The sequence below is a fragment of the Nostoc sp. CALU 1950 genome (genome assembly GCF_051172895.1).
Lineage (GTDB): Bacteria > Cyanobacteriota > Cyanobacteriia > Cyanobacteriales > Nostocaceae > Nostoc > Nostoc edaphicum_A.
On the sequence record NZ_JBDNJQ010000518.1, the window covers coordinates 1 to 201 of the forward strand.

At 46.3% G+C, this 201-nt stretch carries 1 pseudogene; it reads left to right on the forward strand.

The annotated features are described in order from the left end of the window. A pseudogene (locus tag ABF638_RS38605) lies at window positions 1-201 on the forward strand (NACHT domain-containing protein); the annotation flags it as partial.

A 201-nucleotide genomic window follows, 5' to 3' on the forward strand; every position in this document is an offset into this window, starting at 1 on the left:
TTGAGCAGGGTCAGTACTTTTTTGAGCAACGCATCGTTGAGCAATACATTGGTGACTATATTCAGAATTTGACCAACGTGCCAATGGATGCAGAAGAACTGCAAATAGAAAGCGAAGCAGCGCTGAAGTCAATCGAGGCTCAACACGGGCTACTGGCAGAACGGGCGCGGGGAATTTTTTCCTTTTCCTATCTAGCATTTC